The organism is Pseudomonas sp. C 49-2 (assembly GCF_003970195.1).
Lineage (GTDB): Bacteria > Pseudomonadota > Gammaproteobacteria > Pseudomonadales > Pseudomonadaceae > Aquipseudomonas > Aquipseudomonas canadensis.
Window position 1 is genome coordinate 1 of the sequence record NZ_RXYG01000010.1, and the last position, 14,474, is coordinate 14,474.

12 protein-coding genes and 2 tRNA genes are annotated in these 14,474 nt (G+C 61.6%); all 14 read right to left on the reverse strand.

The window, feature by feature from the left end:
• Positions 1–4: 4 nt before the first annotated feature.
• The 14 genes from EJ576_RS19765 to asd all read right to left on the reverse strand — a co-directional run bounded on the left by EJ576_RS19765 (position 5) and on the right by asd (position 14,474).
• Positions 5–81, reverse strand: a tRNA-Asp gene (locus EJ576_RS19765).
• 55 nt (positions 82–136) lie between these two features.
• Positions 137–212 (reverse strand) — tRNA-Val (locus EJ576_RS19770).
• Between the two features lie 107 nt (positions 213–319).
• On the reverse strand, positions 320–1,084 hold the full coding sequence (locus EJ576_RS19775; protein WP_122726011.1) for an SDR family oxidoreductase: 765 nt from the start codon (positions 1,082–1,084) through the stop codon (positions 320–322).
• Between the two features lie 11 nt (positions 1,085–1,095).
• Positions 1,096–2,307 (reverse strand): O-succinylhomoserine sulfhydrylase, encoded by a 1,212-nt coding sequence (locus tag EJ576_RS19780; RefSeq protein WP_122726008.1) that lies wholly within the window; start codon positions 2,305–2,307, stop codon positions 1,096–1,098.
• A 65-nt stretch (positions 2,308–2,372) separates the two neighbouring features.
• Positions 2,373–3,878 carry an amidophosphoribosyltransferase gene (gene purF, locus EJ576_RS19785; protein WP_015884965.1) on the reverse strand — a complete coding sequence of 502 codons (1,506 nt, stop codon included), beginning with the start codon at positions 3,876–3,878 and terminating at the stop codon, positions 2,373–2,375.
• 41 nt (positions 3,879–3,919) lie between these two features.
• On the reverse strand, positions 3,920–4,477 hold the full coding sequence (locus tag EJ576_RS19790; protein ID WP_028617112.1) for a CvpA family protein: 558 nt from the start codon (positions 4,475–4,477) through the stop codon (positions 3,920–3,922).
• Positions 4,478–4,734: 257 nt separating this feature from the next.
• Entirely contained in the window at positions 4,735–5,394 is a 660-nt protein-coding gene (locus EJ576_RS19795; protein WP_028617113.1) for an SPOR domain-containing protein, read from the reverse strand.
• Positions 5,378–6,685 (reverse strand): bifunctional tetrahydrofolate synthase/dihydrofolate synthase, encoded by a 1,308-nt coding sequence (gene folC, locus EJ576_RS19800; RefSeq protein WP_122726004.1) that lies wholly within the window; start codon positions 6,683–6,685, stop codon positions 5,378–5,380. The genes EJ576_RS19795 and folC overlap by 17 nt, the downstream gene beginning before the upstream one ends.
• Positions 6,682–7,602 (reverse strand): acetyl-CoA carboxylase, carboxyltransferase subunit beta, encoded by a 921-nt coding sequence (gene accD, locus EJ576_RS19805; protein ID WP_016976632.1) that lies wholly within the window; start codon positions 7,600–7,602, stop codon positions 6,682–6,684. The genes folC and accD overlap by 4 nt, the downstream gene beginning before the upstream one ends.
• 244 nt (positions 7,603–7,846) lie before the next feature.
• Positions 7,847–8,479, reverse strand: coding sequence for a phosphoribosylanthranilate isomerase (locus EJ576_RS19810; protein WP_122726002.1), 633 nt, complete (start codon positions 8,477–8,479; stop codon positions 7,847–7,849).
• Positions 8,480–8,543: 64 nt separating this feature from the next.
• Positions 8,544–9,368 (reverse strand): tRNA pseudouridine(38-40) synthase TruA, encoded by an 825-nt coding sequence (gene truA / locus EJ576_RS19815; RefSeq protein ID WP_028617116.1) that lies wholly within the window; start codon positions 9,366–9,368, stop codon positions 8,544–8,546.
• A 141-nt stretch (positions 9,369–9,509) separates the two neighbouring features.
• Positions 9,510–12,071 (reverse strand): FimV/HubP family polar landmark protein, encoded by a 2,562-nt coding sequence (locus EJ576_RS19820; RefSeq protein ID WP_126570927.1) that lies wholly within the window; start codon positions 12,069–12,071, stop codon positions 9,510–9,512.
• Positions 12,072–12,233: 162 nt separating this feature from the next.
• Positions 12,234–13,244: an aspartate-semialdehyde dehydrogenase gene (locus tag EJ576_RS19825; RefSeq protein ID WP_122725998.1), complete on the reverse strand. Its 1,011-nt coding sequence runs from the start codon at positions 13,242–13,244 to the stop codon at positions 12,234–12,236.
• 117 nt (positions 13,245–13,361) lie between these two features.
• On the reverse strand, positions 13,362–14,474 hold the full coding sequence (gene asd, locus EJ576_RS19830; RefSeq protein ID WP_016976627.1) for an aspartate-semialdehyde dehydrogenase: 1,113 nt from the start codon (positions 14,472–14,474) through the stop codon (positions 13,362–13,364).

Below are 14,474 nucleotides of genomic sequence, written 5' to 3' on the forward strand. Positions count from 1 at the left end.
AATATGGCGCAGCGGACGGGACTCGAACCCGCGACCCCCGGCGTGACAGGCCGGTATTCTAACCGACTGAACTACCGCTGCGCGTCGGTGCAACCTTTAACGTTGCGTCTTGCCCTGGGGCAAAACTCTCAAGAAGTGGTGGGTGATGACGGGATCGAACCGCCGACCCTCTGCTTGTAAGGCAGATGCTCTCCCAGCTGAGCTAATCACCCTTTGCTTCGTTGAGGCCGCGAAATTTACGCAGGTAGCGGACCTAAGTCAATAGCCTGCTTGAAGTTTTTCTGAAAAAGACAAAATTGCTTCAAGACGGCTACCCGCCCTACTCGCTGTAAATCATCTTCTTGCTCATGCCACCGTCCACGACAAACTCTTGCCCGGTGACAAACCCTGCCTGGCGCGACAGCAGCCACGCCACCATCGCCGCCACGTCTTCTACAGTACCTACCCTGCCCGCCGGATGCTGCGCATGATCAGCATCACTCAACGGCTCGGCCCGACGCGCAGCCGGATCACGCGCATCGATCCAGCCAGGGCTGACAGCATTGACCCGTACTTCCGGCCCCAGGCTCATCGCCAAGGCATGCGTGAGGGCCAGCAGACCACCTTTGCTCGCCGCATAGGCTTCGGTGTCCGGTTCCGACTGGCGGGCGCGGGTCGAGGCCAAATTGACGATGGCACCGCCATGGGCACGCAGGTAAGGCGCACAGTGCTTGGCCAGCAACATCGGCCCACTGAGGTTCACAGCAAGCACCCGATTCCAGTACGCCAGGTCGAGGCTTTCCAGGGTGATATTGTGCGGGTCAGCCACCGCCGCATTGCAGACCAACGCGTCCAGGCGCCCAAACTGCCCCAATACCTCGGCAACACCTTGGGCCACTTGCTTCTCGTCGGCCACGTCCATGCTGATGAACCAGGCGTTTTCACCCAGCACCTTGGACACCTTGGAGCCGCGCTCGCGGTCCAGGTCAGTCAACACCACCTGCCAGCCTTCGCTGATCAGCCATGCGGCAATCCCGAGACCAATGCCTCGCGCCGCACCTGTGACCAGCCCAACGCGCCCGTTAGTGGCAGCCGCCGCTTCCATGGACCACTCGATCACAAGGCCGCCAGCCCGCGAGCCAGGTCAGCTTGCAAGTCAGCCACGTCTTCCAGGCCAACCGCAATGCGGATCAGGCTGTCACGGATACCCGCCGCTTCACGCTCCTGCGGCGCCAGGCGCCCGTGGGAAGTGGTACTCGGGTGGGTAATGGTGGTCTTGCTGTCACCCAGGTTGGCGGTGATGGAAATCAGGCGAGTCGCATCGATAAAGCGCCAGGCGCCCTCTTTGCCGCCCTTCACCTCAAAGCTCACCACAGCGCCGAAACCACGCTGCTGGCGCTGGGCCAATTCGTGTTGCGGGTGGCTCTTGAGGCCGGCGTAGTGCACCTTCTCGATACCGTCCTGCTGTTCCAGCCACTCAGCCAAAGCCTGGGCGTTGGCGCAGTGGGCCTTCATCCGCAGGTTAAGGGTCTCAAGCCCCTTGAGGAAGATCCAGGCGTTGAACGGGCTCAAGGTCGGGCCAGCCGTGCGCAGGAAGCCGACGATTTCTTTCATCTGCTCGCTGCGACCTGCAACCACACCGCCCATGCAACGGCCCTGGCCGTCGATGAACTTGGTCGCCGAGTGCACGACGATGTCCGCCCCCAGCTTCAACGGCTGTTGCAGCGCCGGGGTGCAGAAGCAGTTGTCCACTACCAGCATGGCACCTTTGGCATGCGCCACTTCAGACAACGCAGCGATGTCCACCAGCTCAGCCAATGGGTTGGACGGCGATTCGACGAACAGCAACTTGGTGTTGGCCTTGATCGCCGCATCCCAGCCGGAAAGATCCGCCAAGGGCACGTAGTCCACTTCGATACCGAAGCGCTTGAAATACTTCTCGAACAGGCTGATGGTCGAACCAAACACACTGCGCGACACCAACACATGGTCGCCAGCACTGCACAGGCTCATCACCACCGCCAGGATCGCCGCCATGCCAGTGGCCGTCGCTACTGCCTGCTCAGCACCTTCCAGTGCCGCAATACGCTCTTCGAACGCGCGTACTGTCGGGTTGGTATAACGCGAATACACGTTGCCCGGCACTTCGCCAGCAAAGCGCGCAGCGGCATCGGCGGCGGTGCGGAACACATAGCTGGAAGTGAAGAACATCGGGTCACCGTGCTCACCTTCCGGGGTGCGGTGCTGGCCGGCGCGCACAGCCAGGGTATCGAAAGCTACGCCATCGAGGTCGCTGTCCAACCGACCGGCATCCCATTCCTGACTCATGCTGCGACTCCTTACTCAATTCTTTATTTAAGATACAAAACCGGCCCCTCAGGGCCGGTTGTCACTCAGTTGTTGTACAGGTCGATGATCGCGCTGACCGCCTGGGTCTTGATCTTCGACGAGTCGTTACGCGCCTGCTCGATCTTGTTCAGGTAGGCCTCATCGACATCACCGGTCACATACTTGCCGTCAAACACGGCGCAGTCGAACTGGTCGATCTTGATCTTGCCACCACCGACCGCCTCGATCAGATCAGGCAGGTCCTGGTAGATCAGCCAATCAGCACCGATCAGATCGGCCACGTCCTGGGTCGAACGGTTGTGAGCGATCAGCTCATGGGCGCTCGGCATGTCGATGCCGTAGACGTTCGGGTAACGCACCGCTGGGGCTGCAGAACAGAAGTACACGTTCTTCGCACCAGCTTCGCGGGCCATCTGGATGATCTGCTTGCAGGTAGTACCCCGCACGATGGAGTCATCCACCAGCATCACGTTCTTGCCGCGGAACTCCAACTCGATGGCGTTGAGCTTCTGGCGCACCGACTTCTTGCGCGCAGCCTGGCCCGGCATAATGAAGGTACGGCCAATGTAGCGGTTCTTCACAAAGCCTTCGCGGAACTTGACGCCCAAGTGGTTGGCCAACTCCAGCGCAGCGGTGCGGCTGGTGTCCGGGATCGGGATCACTACATCGATGTCGTGTTCAGGACGCTCGCGCAGGATCTTCTCGGCCAGCTTCTCGCCCATGCGCAGACGCGCCTTGTAAACCGAAACACCATCGATGATCGAATCCGGACGCGCCAGGTAGACGTGTTCGAAGATGCACGGGGTGAGTTTCGGCGCCACGGCGCACTGACGGGTGTGCAACTTGCCGTCTTCGGTGATGTACACCGCTTCGCCCGGCGCGAGGTCGCGAATCAGGGTGAAACCCAGCACGTCCAGGGACACGCTTTCGGAAGCGATCATGTATTCGACGCCTTCGTCAGTGTGACGTTGGCCGAACACGATCGGACGGATGCCATGCGGGTCACGGAAACCGACGATGCCATAACCGGTGACCATGGCCACAACGGCGTAACCACCGACGCAACGATTGTGCACGTCAGTGACGGCGGCGAACACGTCTTCTTCGGTCGGTTGCAGCTTGCCGCGCTGGGCCAGCTCGTGGGCGAACACATTGAGCAGCACTTCCGAGTCGGAACTGGTGTTGACGTGGCGCAGGTCAGATTCGTAAATCTCCTTGGCCAGCTGTTCAACGTTGGTCAGGTTACCGTTATGCGCCAGGGTGATGCCGTAAGGCGAGTTGACGTAAAACGGTTGAGCTTCAGCCGACGTCGAGCTACCGGCGGTCGGGTAACGCACATGGCCAATGCCCATGTGCCCGACCAGGCGCTGCATGTGACGCTGATGGAACACGTCACGCACCAGACCATTGTCCTTGCGCAGGAATAACCGGCCGTCGTGGCTGGTCACAATACCGGCAGCGTCCTGGCCGCGGTGCTGGAGGACGGTTAGCGCGTCATACAGCGCCTGATTGACGTTCGACTTACCGACGATACCGACGATGCCACACATGCGACGCAACCCCTACTTAATGAATCTTGACTGAACACAGCTTACTGAGGCGTTTTGGCCGGTAAGAGGTGTTCCTTGAACGGTATATCAGCGGGTACGCTGATTCCGCTGGCCAGCCACTGACTGCTCCACCCCAATATGAGGTTCTTGGACCAATCTGCAACCAATAGAAATTTTGGCACGAGCACAGACTCCTGCCACCACGAATCCTGCTGTACCGGCCCCAGGCTCAACAGCCCGACCGCCACGACCACCAGCAACGCGCCACGCGCGGCGCCGAAGGCCATGCCGAGGAATCGATCGGTACCGGAGAGGCCGGTGACACGTATCAACTCGCCAATAAGATAATTGACCATTGCTCCCACCAGCAGCGTGGCGATGAACATGATGGCGCAGCCCGCGATGACGCGAGCCGAAGGTGTCTCGATGTATCCGGCCAGGTAGACCGACAAAGAACCGCCGAACATCCAGGCTACGACTCCTGCGATGATCCAAGTCAGCAACGACAGTGCTTCTTTTACGAAGCCGCGGCTTAGACTGATCAAAGCGGAGATGGCGACGATTGCAACAATCGCCCAGTCAACCCAGGTAAATGGCACGTTTGAGCCTACGGACAGATAAGGCGGCGCATTTTAGCAGAGCGTCGGGCTATCGGTAAGCTGTGATTACGGCTGCTTTGCAAATCAATAGTTTGGGGCGAGCGAATCCGACTTCAAGCGCACCCCGGAACAACTGTGGGAGCTGGCTTGCCTGCGATGGGGCCGGCCCATTCAACATCACTGTTGACTGACCCACCACTGTCGCAGGCAAGCCAGCTCCCACATTTGGCTTGCATTCCAACCAGAGACTGGCGGTATTAGCCGCGCTCAGGCTGGAAACGGGTCACAAAACCCTTGAGGTTCTGCTGGCGATCCAACAAGTCCCGCAGGCGATCCGCTTCGGCGCGCTCGATCAGCGGCCCAATAAACACGCGGTTTTTGCCGTCGGCGCTGCGGATATACGCGTTATAGCCTTGGCTACGCAGCTTCTTCTGCAAAGCATCAGCGCCTTCGCGGTTGCCCAGACTGGCCACTTGAATCGACCAACTGATCGGCAGGCCATTCGGATCAATACGGCTCTGGCCCACATCCGGCTTGCCCGGTGCAGCAGGTTGCGGCGCTACCGGCTTCGGTGCGGGTGCAGGCGCGGCAGGCTTGGCCGCTACGGTCGGTGCAGGCGCCGGCTTGACCACCGGCACGCTCGGCTGAACCGGCATCGACGGCGCTTGCTGGGCCGCAACCTCAGCATCGCTCGGCACCGGCTCTTCTTCCGGCAAGGCCTGGGGCTCAGGCACCACCACCGGTTCAACCTGTACTTGCGGCACCGACGGCGCCTGCGGGGCAGCCGGCGCTTCGACGACTACTTGACGCTCCTCGTCCTGACGCGAAAACAACATCGGCAGGAAAATCACCGCCAACGCCACCAGAACCAGGGCTCCGACCATTCGCTGCTTGTATGCGCTATCCAGTAATGCCATGTGCAGCTTCCTCCGTGGAGCGCCGGGCCAACCACTCGAGCGCCTCGGCAACACAATAAAATGACCCGAACAACAGAATCTCATCATCGGGGGTGGCAAGGGCGCACTGTGCTTCAAGGGCAGCGGTCACGCTTGCATACGACGCCACCGGCGCACCAAGGTTCTGCAAGGCCACTTCCAGCTCGGCGGCCGGACGGCTGCGCGAGGTATCCAGTGGCGCTACGGCCCACGCCTGGACATTGCCCAGCAAGGGTGCAACCACACCGCCCAGGTCCTTATCGGCCAGCAAGCCAAAGACTGCAAGGCGACGACCGACCGGCGGCGTACGCGACAGGCGTTGTGCCAGGTACTCGGCCGCATGGGGGTTATGCCCCACGTCCAGCAACAGGTTCAGGCGCTTGCCTTGCCATTGGAACGCACGACGATCCAATCGCCCGACCACACGGGTCGATAGCAAGGTGGCGGCAATCTGCTCGGCATTCCACGGCAGGTCCAGCAACAGGTAGGCCTGCAGCGCGAGCGCGGCGTTTTCCATTGGCAGGTTCAGCAGCGGCAAGTCACGCAGCTCTACTGCCTGGCCGCGAGCATCGTGCCCACGCCATTGCCAGTGTTGCGCACCAATTTCGAGATTGAAGTCGCGACCGCGCAGGAAAAACGGGCAATCCAGCTCGCGCACCTTGTCGAGCAAGGTGTGCGGCGGATCCAGGTCGCCGCACAGCGCAGGCTTGCCCTGGCGGAAGATCCCGGCTTTTTCATAGGCCACGGATTCGCGGGTATTGCCCAGGTAGTCGGCGTGGTCCACACCAATACTGGTGACCAACGCCAGGTCGGCATCTACCACGTTGACCGTGTCCAGACGCCCGCCCAGGCCGACCTCCAGCACCACCACATCCAGTTGCGCACGCTCGAACAGCCAGAACGCCGCCAGGGTGCCCATCTCGAAGTAAGTCAGGGAAATCTCGCCCCGACCGGCATCGAGCGCAGCGAAGGCTTCGCAGAGTTGCTCATCGGTGGCTTCGACACCATTGAGTTGCACCCGCTCGTTGTAACGCAGCAGGTGCGGGGAATTGTAGACGCCAACTTTCAGCCCTTGGGCCTGCAGCAGCGCCGCGACAAAGGCACAGGTAGAGCCCTTGCCGTTGGTGCCGGTCACCGTGATCACGCGTGGTGCCGGCCGGCCCAACCCGAGGCGGGCCGCTACCTGTTGCGAGCGCTCCAGGCCCATGTCGATGGCGGACGGATGCAACTGCTCAAGGTAGGCGAGCCATTCGCCCAGGGTACGTTGGGTCATAGGTTTGCAGGCACCGGCGGCACGACAATCGGTTCAACTTTAGGCGCGACGTACACAGGCGTCGGCAGGCCCATCATTTGTGCCAGCAGGTTGCCCAGGCGTGGACGCAGTTCACCGCGCGGAATGATCAAGTCGATCGCACCGTGCTCCAGCAAGAATTCGCTACGCTGGAAACCTTCCGGCAGTTTTTCACGTACGGTCTGCTCGATCACACGCGGGCCGGCAAAGCCGATCAGGGCCTTTGGCTCGCCGACGATCACATCACCCAGCATTGCAAGGCTGGCGGAAACGCCGCCGTAGACCGGGTCGGTCAGCACGGAGATGAACGGGATGCCTTCTTCGCGCAGACGCGCCAGTACCGCAGAGGTCTTGGCCATTTGCATCAGGGAGATCAGGGCTTCCTGCATGCGCGCACCACCGGAGGCGGCGAAGCAGATCATCGGGCAACGGTTTTCCAGGGCGTAGTTGGCGGCGCGAACAAAGCGCTCACCGACGATGGCACCCATGGAGCCGCCCATGAAGGAGAACTCGAACGCCGACACCACGACAGGCATACCGAGCAGTTTGCCGCTGACGGAAATCAGCGCGTCCTTCTCGCCTGTCTGCTTCTGCGCGCCGACCAGACGGTCCTTGTACTTCTTGCTGTCGCGGAACTTGAGACGGTCAACCGGCTCCAGGTCTGCGCCCAGCTCGTTGCGGCCTTCGGCGTCCAGGAAGATGTCAATGCGGGCGCGAGCGCCGATACGCATGTGGTGGTTGCACTTGGGGCAAACGTCCAGGGTCTTTTCCAGCTCCGGACGGTACAGCACCGCGTCGCAGGATGGGCACTTGTGCCACAGACCTTCAGGAACCGAGCTTTTCTTCACCTCGGAACGCATGATCGAAGGGATCAGTTTGTCTACTAACCAGTTGCTCATGCTTTCTTTCTCCAGTACCGGTGGCTTGAACACAGCCCCGCGTATGCCCTTGAGCTAAATTCATATGTGGCGATGACACATGCTGGACGGGGTCAGACGTTCGACCGGCCTTTTCCCGCATGCCTCCTCAGCCTTCCAGACAACCTGCCAGCGCAGGGTTGCCACTTCGTTTCCAGGCCACCCTCAGGCGGCACCGGGCTGTTTTACACAGTGGTAGTTATGGACGGCGGCAGACTGCCAGCCGTCACATCCGGTCACTGCTGTTGCGCACGGCCTGCATGAATGCGCGAATCTTGCTGTGATCCTTGATGCCCTTGCCCTGCTCCACGCCGCCGCTGACATCCACGGCATAGGGTCGCACCTGCTCTATCGCCGACCCGACATTGCCGGGGTTGAGCCCGCCGGCCAGGATGATCGGCTTGCTCAAGCCAGCAGGAATCAGCGACCAATCAAACGCTTCACCGGTGCCGCCGGGCACGCCTTCGACATAGGTATCGAGCAGAATCCCACGCGCCCCAACATAGGCGGCACACGCTACCGCGATGTCATCCCCGGCCTTCACGCGCAACGCCTTGATGTACGGACGCTGGTAGCTCTCACATTCGTCCGGGGTTTCGTCGCCGTGGAACTGCAGCATATCCAGCGGTAAGGCATCCAGGGTTTCGTTGAGTTCGCAGCGACTGGCGTTGACGAACAACCCTACGGTGGTCACGAACGGCGGCAAGGCGGCGATGATCGCCCGCGCCTGCAACACATTCACCGCCCGCGGGCTCTTGGCATAGAACACAAAACCGATGGCATCCGCCCCCGCCTCGACCGCCGCCAGCGCGTCTTCTATGCGGGTAATCCCGCAAATCTTGCTGCGAACGGCTGACATGTCGTGGAAACCCCAGGGATTGGACCGAGAAAGTCCCGGATGGTAACAAAAGCTTTTCCGGGCGTCAGCCGCCAAGTTCGCTGAAACCTGTGAGGAAGTGCGGCCCGATGAAACGTTCCGGCAATTCGAACTCGTCGCGGTACTCCACATCCACCAGGTACAGGCCGAACGGATGCGCCGTGACCCCGCCCGTACGGCGGACGCGGCTTTCCAGCACTTCCTTGGCCCACTCCACCGGGCGCTCGCCGGTGCCGATGGTCATCAGCACCCCGGCAATGTTTCGAACCATATGGTGCAGGAACGCACCGGCACGGATATCCAGCACGATCATCTTGCCGTGACGGGTCACCCGCAAATGATGGACCTCCTTGATCGGCGACTTGGCCTGGCACTGGCCGGCACGGAAGGCGCTGAAATCATGCACACCCACCAGATGCTGCGCGGCCTCGGCCATGCGCTCGGCGTCGAGCGGGCGGTGGTTCCAGGTGATTTCTTCGTTGAGGTGCGCAGGGCGGATCTGGTCGTTGTAGATCACATAGCGATAACGCCGGGCGATGGCCTTGAAGCGCGCATGAAAATGCGCCGGCATGACCTTGGCCCAACTGACGCTGACGTCGTGGGGCAAATTGATATTAGCGCCCATCACCCAGGCCTTCATGGACCGCTCAGCCTGGGTGTCGAAGTGCACCACCTGGCCACAGGCGTGCACGCCTGCATCGGTGCGCCCGGCGCACATCAGCGACACTGGCGAATCAGCGACTTTCGACAGTGCTTTCTCCAGGGTTTCCTGCACCGTCAGTACGCCGGACGCCTGACGCTGCCAGCCGCGATAGCGCGAGCCTTTGTATTCCACGCCCAGGGCGATGCGGTAAAAGCCTGCGGCCGCCATTTCGGCGGCCGCGTTATCTATATTTGCCAAGAACTGAGAGCCTGATGAGTTGCGCAAAGACGGGCATTATGCCGATTTGTGCGGGTGCCCACAAAAGCAAAACGGCGACCCGAAGGTCGCCGCTGCGTTGACGATTGGCGGTCAGGCCAGTCGACCGAGCATTTCCTTGGCCTCGCCGCGCTGAGTCTCGTCGCCTTCAGTCAGCACTTCGGTGAGGATGTCCCGCGCACCGTCCGCATCGCCCATGTCGATATACGCCTGGGCCAGGTCGAGCTTGGTGGCCACCTCGTCTGTGCCGGAGAGGAAGTCGAATTCCGGCTCATCGTCGCCCTTCGCCGCATCTTCTGCGGTGAAGGAAGGCTCGATGGGCGGATGCTCCAGGCTCTGGGACAAACGGTCCAGCTCGGCGTTGACATCGTCCAATTCGGACGCAAATGCATCAGGCTTGGCCGTTACTTCCGGCTCATCGGCCAGGGACAGGTCGAAATCTTCCGGCAGGTCGAAGTCATCCAGCGCCGCCGGAGTCAGGGTGGGCGGCTCGACGGCCGGCACATCCTTCATCTGCTCTTCCAGGCCAGAGAGGAAGTCGTCATCGGATTGCGTCGACGCCGGAGCATCCAGCTGCAGGTCCAGGTCGAAGTCCGACAGGTCATCCGGCGCAGCCTGGGCTTCAGTCTGCTGCTGCAGGAGCGATTCGAAGGTCTGCTGGTCGTCCTTGACCACCGCTGGAGAGGCTTCTTCCAGATCGCCCAGGCTCAGGTCGAAATCGGTGTCGAACGCCTCGGGCTCCGAAGGCGCAGGCGCTGGCTTGTCTTCCAGCAAATCCTTGACGTATTGAGCGTCCAAGGCAGCTGCGGCCACTGCCGCACTGACACCCGCCGCCAGCACGGCCATGGCCGGGAAGCGACTCTTGAGCTGCTCGACCTGGGCATGGTTGTCACCATTGGCCACCAATTGGCGCTCCTGGGTCACGAAGCCGTCCTTGTCGTTTTGCAGACCGTAGACTTCCATCAGCTTCAAACGCAGGTCGCTGCGCTTGGGCTCCTGCTTGATCGCCTGCTCCAGCACGTCGGCAGCCTGGTTCAGGTGACCACGGTCGACGAGAGACTGGGCTTGGGCCAGCGCATCGCTGGAGTTCGCCGGGGCCACGGCAACCGCCAGAGGCGCCAGCACGGAAGCGACGGTCGGCACGGCAACTGCTGGCTCAACCGCAGGGGCTGGCACCGGAGCGGCGGCCAGCTTGACGTTTGGCGGCGGCACTTCCAGGCCTTCGAAGCTGTCTGGCGGCAAGTCCTGGTCGATGTTCGAGGTGAATACTGGCTCTTCCGCCAGGGCCCGCGCCATGCGCAGGTGTTTTTCCTCTTCGCGACGGGCGTTGCGATGGCGTATCCCCAGCAGCAGGAGCAAAAACGCCAACAACGCTGCAGCGCCGCCGATCACCCAGAGAACGATAGGGTTGGTCAGCAGGTCGTTGAATTTGCCCTCGTTGGCGGCAGGCGTTGCATCCGCCTTGACCGGCTCAGGCACTGGCGCGGCCGGTGCAGGGATCGCTGCGGCTACGTCGGGCGCTGCCGCTGCGGCCGCCGGCTCACCCGCCAACTGCGCAGGCATTGCCGCCGTGGCCGGAGCTGTCGGGGCGCCCTTCTCAGCCTGCAGACGCGCGAGCTGATCGTTTTTCAGTTGAATCAGTTTCTGCAACTTGTCCAACTGGCTTTGCAGGTCTGCTGCGCGGCTTTTGAGTTCTTCGTTGTCGCGACGGGTGGTGTCCAGTTGCTCCTGGGTCATCGCCAGTTTGTCGCTCAACCCCGCACTATCGCCCGCCTTGCCCTTGGCCCCCTTCTTGGCCGCTTCGGCAGAAACCAGGCTCAAGTTGTCCTTGGCGTTAGTGCTCGCCGGGGCATTGCCGGCCTGGGTGCGCTTGGTCGCGTCCAGTTGCTGCTTGCCCGCCGTCGGGTTGGTGGCGGCGCGTCGGCCTTGGCGCCAGGCGGCATTCTGCGCACTGACTTCGGCGATCGCCTGGGGTTGCGGCAGCGCGGTGCTTTGTACGGGATCAGGCAGGCGCAGGACCTGGCCGGTCTTCAAACGGTTGATGTTGCCGTCGATAAACGCGTCAGGATTCAGCGCCTGGATCGCCAGCATGGTCTGCTGTACCGAGCCGCCATTGCGGTTCTTCGCGGCAATTTCCCACAAGGTGTCGCGGGAGGTGGTGGTGTGCTGCGCCGGCTTGCTCGCGGCCGGCGCGCTGCTGGCCGGTGCCGCCAGGCGCGGGGCTGGCGCGGCGGTCGTCGGAGCAGGCTGGTCGAATTTGGCCGGGTCGAGCAACACGCTGTAGTCGCGCATCAAACGGCCATTGGGCCATTGCACTTGCAGCAGGAAACGTACGTAGGAATCGGGCAACGGCTTGCTGGAGGTGACACGCACCACACTGCGGCCATTGGGATTGACCACCGGGGTAAACGTCAGGTCATCGAGGAACGCCTGGCGATCAACGCCGGCATCCACAAAGGCTTGGGACGAAGCGAGGCTCGGCGTGATCTCGGAAGCGGTGAGGCCACCGACATCGAGCAATTCGATTTCCACCGCCAACGGCTGGTTCAACTTCGACTTGAGGGTCATCTCCCCCAGCTGCAGCGCCTGCGCCATACCGGAGGACAGCGCCGAGGCGGCCGCTATTGCTAACACCAGTTTGCGAACTTGAACCATAGCCTCATCCTTTGTTTGAACACTCCCCGGCCTGCGAGAAGGTTGGTAACCGCTGCCATAAGGCATGGCGAGCCGATAGGTCACCGACGCGCAACTTTTCCTGCCTGGGGCCAAGCATAGCGCTTGGATAGAATCAATCTACAAATTGCCGCCAAGTATCTTTTACGCAAGGCCTTTTATCAACAACTGCGCCAGCTGCACGGCGTTCAGTGCGGCGCCTTTGCGTACGTTATCTGACGTCAGCCACAGATTTAGTTCCGCCGGGTCATCCACACCTGCGCGAACCCGTCCTACATAGATCACGTCCTGGCCTACCGCGTCGCCCACCGCCGTTGGGTAGTCCCCCTCCTCCACAAGCTCTATTCCTGTCGCTGCGTCGAGCAGGCGGTTCACGGCGGCGAGGTCGACCGGTGCGCCCAGTTGCAGAGACACAGTCAGGCTATCGCCAAAAAACACCGGGGCTTGAACGCAGGTTGCGGAAATCTTTAGCAATGGAGTTTCCAGCACTGCACGCAATTCGTGTATCAGCCTTTTCTCCAGATCAGTATGACCTTGGGCGTCCGGCTTGCCGACTTGTGCCAAAAGATTGAAAGCAACCTGCCGATCAAAGAACGTGGGCTCCAGCGGGCGCATATTCAGCAACTCGGCGGTTTGCCGGGCCAGTTCGCTGACAGCTTCACGCCCCTGGGACGACATCGCCAGGTTGGCGGTAACGCTCACGCGCTGGATATCCAACAGACTGCGCAATGGCGCCAGGACTACCGCCAAATGGGTCGCCGACGGGCTTGGGCTGCCGAGCCGGAAGGGTTTTTCCAGGCCGTCGAGCACATGGGCATTGGCTTCCGGCACCACGCGCGGTGCCTGTTCGGCCGACAACGCGCCGGACAAGTCGATCACCGAGCAGCCCGCCGCCGTGGCACGCGGCGCGAAACTCAAGGTCACCGCCGGCCCCGCTGCAAAGAACGCCAGCTGTGCTTTGCCGAAGTCAAACTCATCGACTTCCCTCACCCGCACGTTCTTGCCACGAAACGGCACCGACGCGCCGGCGGAATTATTGCCCGCCAGCAGATGCAGGCTACCCACCGGGAAGTCCAGTTCTTCGAGGATCTGCACCAGGGTTTCACCCACGGTGCCGGTGGCGCCAATCACGGCGATATCAAAGGTCTGGGTCATGGAGGCTGCCTCGGGCATTGCGGGGGGAGCGGCACTTTACCGGGTGGCTGGGGGTGAGGCCAATAAAAAACCCGCGCCTGTCACCAGAGCGCGGGTTTCTTCAACACATCAAAGCGATCAACGCTCCAGCAAGATCCGCAGCATCCGGCGCAGCGGTTCGGCCGCGCCCCACAGCAGTTGGTCGCCTACGGTGAACGCACCGAGGAACTGGCTGCCCATGTTCAGCTTACGCAGGCGGCCCACCGGTACATTCAGGGTGCCGGTGACCTTGGTCGGGCTCAGCTCCTGCATGCTGATGTCGCGGTTGTTCGGCACCAGCTTGACCCAAGGGTTGTGCTGGCTGATCAAGGCTTCGATATCACTGATCGGTACGTCTTTGTTCAGCTTGATGGTCAGCGCCTGGCTGTGGCAGCGCATCGCGCCGATACGCACACAGATGCCATCCACCGGGATCGGGCTCTTGAAGCGACCGAGGATCTTGTTGGTCTCGGCCTGGGCCTTCCACTCTTCACGGCTCTGGCCGTTCGGCAGCTCTTTGTCGATCCACGGGATCAGGCTGCCAGCCAATGGCACGCCGAAGTTCTCGGTCGGGTAGGCGTCGCTGCGCATAGCTTCGGCCACACGGCGGTCGATGTCGAGGATCGCGCTGGCCGGGTCGGCCAGTTGATCGGCGACAGCGGCGTGGGTCGCGCCCATCTGTTTGATCAGCTCACGCATGTTCTGCGCGCCGGCACCGGAGGCTGCCTGATAGGTCATGGCGCTCATCCACTCGACCAGGCCGGCTTCGAACAGGCCACCCAGGCCCATCAGCATCAGGCTGACGGTACAGTTGCCGCCGACGTAGTTCTTGGTGCCCGCGTCCAGCTGCTGGTCGATGACCTTGCGGTTCACCGGGTCGAGGATGATCACGGCATCGTCCTGCATACGCAGGCTCGACGCGGCGTCGATCCAGTAACCCTGCCAGCCGGCTTCACGCAGCTTCGGGAAGACTTCGCTGGTGTAGTCGCCACCCTGACAGGTCAGAATCACGTCGAGGGTTTTCAGCTCTTCAATGTTGTAGGCGTCCTTGAGCGGGGCAATATCCTTACCCACGGACGGCCCTTGGCCACCAACGTTCGAAGTGGTGAAAAACACCGGCTCAATAAGATCGAAATCCTGCTCTTCCAGCATCCGCTGCATGAGCACGGAACCGACCATACCGCGCCAACCGATCAGACCTACACGTTTCAT

Bases quoted from the DNA above. Each gene is read 5' to 3' on its own strand.
- EJ576_RS19775 (WP_122726011.1), bottom strand. From the start codon at position 1,084: ATGGAAGCGGCGGCTGCCACTAACGGGCGCGTTGGGCTGGTCACAGGT.
- EJ576_RS19780 (WP_122726008.1), bottom strand. From the start codon at position 2,307: ATGAGTCAGGAATGGGATGCCGGTCGGTTGGACAGCGACCTCGATGGC.
- purF (WP_015884965.1), bottom strand. From the start codon at position 3,878: ATGTGTGGCATCGTCGGTATCGTCGGTAAGTCGAACGTCAATCAGGCG.
- EJ576_RS19795 (WP_028617113.1), bottom strand. From the start codon at position 5,394: ATGGCATTACTGGATAGCGCATACAAGCAGCGAATGGTCGGAGCCCTG.
- folC (WP_122726004.1), bottom strand. From the start codon at position 6,685: ATGACCCAACGTACCCTGGGCGAATGGCTCGCCTACCTTGAGCAGTTG.
- accD (WP_016976632.1), bottom strand. From the start codon at position 7,602: ATGAGCAACTGGTTAGTAGACAAACTGATCCCTTCGATCATGCGTTCC.
- EJ576_RS19810 (WP_122726002.1), bottom strand. From the start codon at position 8,479: ATGTCAGCCGTTCGCAGCAAGATTTGCGGGATTACCCGCATAGAAGAC.
- truA (WP_028617116.1), bottom strand. From the start codon at position 9,368: ATGGCGGCCGCAGGCTTTTACCGCATCGCCCTGGGCGTGGAATACAAA.
- EJ576_RS19820 (WP_126570927.1), bottom strand. From the start codon at position 12,071: ATGGTTCAAGTTCGCAAACTGGTGTTAGCAATAGCGGCCGCCTCGGCG.
- EJ576_RS19825 (WP_122725998.1), bottom strand. From the start codon at position 13,244: ATGACCCAGACCTTTGATATCGCCGTGATTGGCGCCACCGGCACCGTG.
- asd (WP_016976627.1), bottom strand. From the start codon at position 14,474: ATGAAACGTGTAGGTCTGATCGGTTGGCGCGGTATGGTCGGTTCCGTG.